This window comes from Sphingomonas bacterium, assembly GCF_903644135.1.
Classification (GTDB): domain Bacteria; phylum Pseudomonadota; class Alphaproteobacteria; order Sphingomonadales; family Sphingomonadaceae; genus Sphingomonas.
In genome coordinates this window covers 1-4,868 of record NZ_CAHJXA010000218.1, presented here as the reverse complement: position 1 = coordinate 4,868, position 4,868 = coordinate 1, and the positions used below count along the sequence as shown (strand labels likewise).

General features: G+C 68.1%; 5 protein-coding genes. 4 read left to right on the top strand and 1 reads right to left on the bottom strand.

Annotated elements, in window-relative coordinates:
- Nucleotides 1-556, top strand: a 556-nt coding sequence (locus tag HUU96_RS11305) for a hydrolase 1, exosortase A system-associated (RefSeq protein ID WP_174292898.1), incomplete at its 5' end; no start/stop codon positions are given.
- Here the strand turns inward: HUU96_RS11305 and trxB are convergent.
- Entirely contained in the window at nucleotides 537-1,484 is a 948-nt protein-coding gene (gene trxB, locus HUU96_RS11300; RefSeq protein ID WP_254605190.1) for a thioredoxin-disulfide reductase, read from the bottom strand. The two genes, HUU96_RS11305 and trxB, sit on opposite strands and share 20 nt — an antisense overlap.
- Nucleotides 1,485-1,623: 139 nt before the next feature.
- On the opposite strand from trxB, the gene HUU96_RS11295 reads away from it, so the two are divergent.
- The 3 genes from HUU96_RS11295 to HUU96_RS11285 form a co-directional block, all read left to right on the top strand.
- Nucleotides 1,624-3,933, top strand: a complete 2,310-nt coding sequence (locus HUU96_RS11295) for an FdhF/YdeP family oxidoreductase (protein ID WP_174292896.1) — start codon at nucleotides 1,624-1,626, stop codon at nucleotides 3,931-3,933.
- Nucleotides 3,930-4,478 (top strand): molybdenum cofactor guanylyltransferase, encoded by a 549-nt coding sequence (gene mobA, locus HUU96_RS11290; protein WP_174292895.1) that lies wholly within the window; start codon nucleotides 3,930-3,932, stop codon nucleotides 4,476-4,478. Before HUU96_RS11295 ends, mobA begins: the two co-directional genes overlap by 4 nt.
- Nucleotides 4,475-4,868, top strand: a 394-nt coding sequence (locus tag HUU96_RS11285; RefSeq protein WP_174292894.1) for a formate dehydrogenase accessory sulfurtransferase FdhD, incomplete at its 3' end; no start/stop codon positions are given. The genes mobA and HUU96_RS11285, both read left to right, overlap by 4 nt.

Sequence of the window (4,868 nt, the reverse complement as noted above, 5' to 3'; positions counted from 1 at the left end):
CTATGCGTCGAGCGCCGCCGACATCGCCGCCGCCGCCGCCGCCCTGCGCCGCGAGCAGCCGCAGGTCGTCCGGCTGGTCGGCTTCGGCAACTGCGATGCCGCCAGCGCGCTCGCGCTGTTCGGACGCACGGCGGGGATCGATGCGGTGATGCTCGCCAACCCCTGGGTGGTCGAGACCGACGAGCTGCCTCCTGCCGCGGCGATCCGGCACCGTTATGCGACGCGGCTGCGCGATCCGGGCGCATGGTGGCGGCTGGCGACCGGGCGGGTCGACCTTGCCAAGCTGTTCAAGGGCTTGCGACGGCTCGCAACGCCCGAGCCGCAACAGCTCGCCGACCGCATCGTCGCCGCCATCTCTGGCTGGGGAGAGGACGCGCGCGTCGTACTGGCACAGGGCGACGCCACCGCGATCGCCTTTGCCAAGGTCGCCGCGGCGCGCGACCTGCCGACCCGGACCGAACACATTGCCACCGCCTCGCACAGCTTCGCCCGGCCGGGGGACGCCGCCGCGCTGGAAACGGCGATCAGGCGAGCGCTTACTCCGCCGCTTTCCTGAGCTCCTCGAACTCCGCCGTCGCCAGGAAGCGCTCCGCATCCAGCGCCGCCATGCAGCCGGTACCGGCGGCGGTAATCGCTTGGCGGTACACCTTGTCAGTCACGTCGCCGCACGCGAACACCCCCGGCACGCTGGTCCGCGCGGTACCCGGTTCCACATCGATATAGTGATCCGCATCCAGCTTGAGGTGGCCGCGGAACAGCTCGGTCGCCGGATGATGGCCGATCGCGACGAAGCCGCCATCGGTCGCCAGCCGGCTATGCTCGCCGGTCAGCGTGTCCTCCAGATCGAGCGCGACCAGCCCGGCGGTGCCGCCGCCGTCGATGAAGCCGCGCACCTCCTTGTTCCACAGCACGGTGATGCCCGGATGCGCGAACAGCCGCTCCTGCAGGATGCGTTCCGCGCGCAGGCTGTCGCGGCGGTGGATCAGCGTCACGTCGGGCGAATGGTTGGTGAGGTACAGCGCCTCCTCGACCGCGGTGTTGCCGCCGCCGATCACCGCCACCTTCTTGCCGCGATAGAAGAAGCCGTCGCAGGTCGCGCAGGCGGACACGCCCTTGCCCTTCATCGCCTCCTCGCTGTCGAGCCCCAGCCATTTGGCCTGCGCGCCGGTGGCGATCACCAGCACCTCGCCCTCGTACACGTCGCCGCCATCGCCGGTCAGCCGGAACGGCCGCCGCGACAGGTCGACGCCGACGATCGTGTCCCACATCATGCGGGTGCCGACATGCTCGGCCTGGGCCTGCATCTGCTCCATCAACCAAGGGCCTTGGATCACCTCGGCGAAGCCGGGATAGTTCTCGACATCGGTGGTGGTGGTCAGCTGGCCGCCGGGCTGGATGCCCTGCACGACGATCGGGTTCATCCCCGCCCGCGCACCATAGATGGCGGCCGACAGCCCCGCCGGCCCCGAGCCGAGGATGAGCATCCGAGTGGTGTGCGTCGCCATAACAGTAAGTCCCGAAGAGTCGGACCTGATCTAAGCGGTTGCATCGCGCTTTTGAACCGTGGTGAAGCGGCACCGACCGGGCGCCGCTTCGTTGGGACGGTATTGGTGGAGGAAGCGCATGGCGGACGACGATACCAGGTCGGAAGGCCAGCCCAGGGTGACGATCACCAACTATACCGCCCCTGCCGGCGGCTGGGGCTCGATGAAGGGGATGGCCTCGGTCCTTCCCAAGGAAGGCATCAGCCCCAAAATGCTGGAGGCGCTGCGCCGCCAGAACAAGCCCGATGGAGTGATGTGCGTCAGCTGCGCCTGGGGCAAGCCGGCCAAACCGCATATCGCCGAATTCTGCGAGAATGGCGGCAAAGCGACGGCGTGGGAGCTGACCAGCCAGCGCGTGACGCCGGCGTTCTTCGCGCAGCATACCCTGGCTGAGCTGAACCGCTGGCCGGATTACGACCTGGAGCAGGCCGGCCGGCTCACCCATCCGATGAAATACGACGCCGCCACCGACAAATATGTCGCGGTCAGCTGGGACGAGGCGTTCGCCGGCATCGGCGCGAGCCTGAAGGCGTGCGACCCCAAGAAGGTGGTGCTGTATTCGTCGGGCCGGGCCAGCCTGGAGACGTCGTACATGTATGGCCTGTTCGCGCGGCTGTGGGGGCAGCAGAACCTGCCCGACAGCTCCAACATGTGCCACGAGACGACCTCGGTGGGCATGAAGAGCGCGATCGGCAGCCCGGTCGCGACCATCCAGCTGGAGGATTACGACAAGTGCGACGCGATCTTCGCGTTCGGGCAGAATGTCGGCACCAACAGCCCGCGGATGCTCCATAACCTGCGCGACTGCGCCAAGCGCGGCGTCGAGATCGTCGTCTTCAACCCGCTGAAGGAGCGCGGCTGGGAGAAGTTCACCAGTCCTCAGAACCCGATCGAGATGACGACCGGCAAGTCGACGCCGATCGCCACCCAATATCACCAGGTCCGCGCCGGCGGCGATATCGCCGCGCTGCTCGGTATCTGCAAGCTGGTGGTCGAAGCCGACGACCGGGCGGTGGCGACAGGCGGCAGCCGCGTCCTCGACCATCATTTCATCGAACAGCATTGCGTCCGCTTCGAGGACTTCGCCACCTATTGCCGCAACGCCGATTGGGACGAGATCGTCGCGGAGAGCGGGCTGACCCGGTCCGCGATCGAGGACGCCGCGCGGGTGTATATGAAGGCCAAGCGGGTCATCGCGGTATATGGCATGGGCATCACCCAGCACCGCTACGGCATCGACAGCCTCTACATGCTGATCAACTTCCTCCTCCTGCGCGGCAATATCGGCCGCGAGGGTGCCGGGCCGGGGCCGGTGCGCGGGCACAGCAACGTACAGGGCCAACGCACCGTCGGCATCACCGAGAAGACCGAGCTGGCCCCGGTCCAGCGCTTGAAGGAGCTGTACGAGTTCGAGCCGCCGACCGAGAAGGGCTGGGACACGGTCGAGAGCTGCCGCAAGATCGTCGAGGGTGAGTGCCAGGGCTTTGTCGGGCTGGGCGGCAACTTCCTGCGCGCGATCCCCGACCACAAGGTGATGAACGAGGCATGGGCGAAGCTGCCGCTCACCGTTCATATCGCCACCAAGCTCAACAAGGGGCATCTCATCCCCGGCAAGGAGTGCTGGCTGCTGCCGTGCCTCGGTCGGATGGAGCAGGACATGCAGGCAAGCGGCCGTCAGGCGGTGTCGATGGAGGATTCGTTCAGCCACATCTACGGCTCGGTCGGCAAGGCGACGCCGGCAGCGCCGACCCTGCTGTCGGAACCGGCGATCGTCGCCGGCATCGCCAAGGCGGTGCTGCCGCCCAACCGCAACATCGACTGGGACGCCTGGGTCGGCGACTATGGCCTGGTCCGCACCGCGATCGAGAACACCTATCCGTCGATGTTCGGCGACTATAACGAGCGGCTATTCCAGCCCGGCGGCTTCTGGAAGGGCAACAAGGCATCGCATCGCGAGTGGGAGACCAAGAGCCACCGCGCCGAGTTCAACGTGCCGCGCGCGCTCAACTCGACCGGCTTCGCCGACAAGGAAGGCCGGTTCCGGCTGGTGACGCTGCGTTCCAACGACCAGTTCAACACCACCATCTACGGCTATGACGACCGGTTCCGCGGCATCAAGGGCACGCGCCAGGTGGTGATGATGGGCAAGGCCGATCAAGCGAAGCTCGGCGTCAAGGACGGCGACATCATCGCGCTGGAAGGCGACGCCGACGATGGCGTCGAGCGCCGGGTCGAGGGGCTGCGGGTGGTGAACTACGACCTGCCGGAGGGAACGATCGCGGGTTACTACCCGGAGCTCAACATCCTGATCGCGCTGGAGCATCACGCGCTGGAGAGCCATGTGCCGGCGGGCAAGTCGGTGCCGGTGCGGGTGCTCGTCACGGCGTGACCGGGCGCGTCCTGGGTGCCGTGCTGGTCGGCGGTGCTTCGTCGCGGTTCGGATCGGACAAGGCGGCGGCGATGTGGGCCGGGGCGACGCTGGCCGACCACGCGGCGGTCGCGATCACGCCGTTCGTCGCTGAGGTCGTGAGGATCGGCGGCGACGGCTTACCCGACCTTCCCCGCGCCGGCCTTGGGCCGCTTGGCGGTATCGCCGCGGCGCTGGATCATGCGGGCCGGCGCGGCTTTCACTCGGTGCTGACGATCGCCTGCGACATGCCGACGCTACCCGATGGGCTGGTCGAGGCGCTGCTGCGGCGAGCACCCGCCTGCTGCGCCGATGCGCCAGTGCTGGGGCATTGGCCGGCTGGATTGGCGGATGCGCTAATCGGCCGGCTGGCTTCGTCCACGCCGTCATGCGAAGCACCCGGCCGCCACCTTCGCAACGCCACGCTCTCGATCCGACGCTGGGCGGAGAACATCGGTGCCCTGCCCATCCGCTCGCCCGTGCCGCTCGCCAACGTCAACACGCCTGCCGACCTGCTGGCGCTATGACGTCATCGCGGCTGGAGGCGGTGACGATCATACGCCCAAACGGCTTTGCGCCCGGCGAGCGCAGCGTGGCGATCGAGGCACCGGTCGCGATCGAGGTCGACGGGCTCGGTTATGCGGTGATGATGATGACGCCAGAAGCGCTGGAGGCGTTCGCGGTCGGCTTCATGCTGACCGAGCGGCTCGCCGACACCGCCGCCGACGTGATCGCGGTCGAGCCGTTCCTGGCCGAAGCGGGATGGATCGTGCGAGTGGCGCTCGCCGAACGATGTCGCGGCCGTATCCACGACCGGGTCCGCCACCGCACCAGCGACACCAGTTGCGGCCTGTGCGGCATCGCCGGGCTGGAGCAGGTGCGCCGGTCGGTGGCGCGGCCCGCCCCTAGGCCGAGCG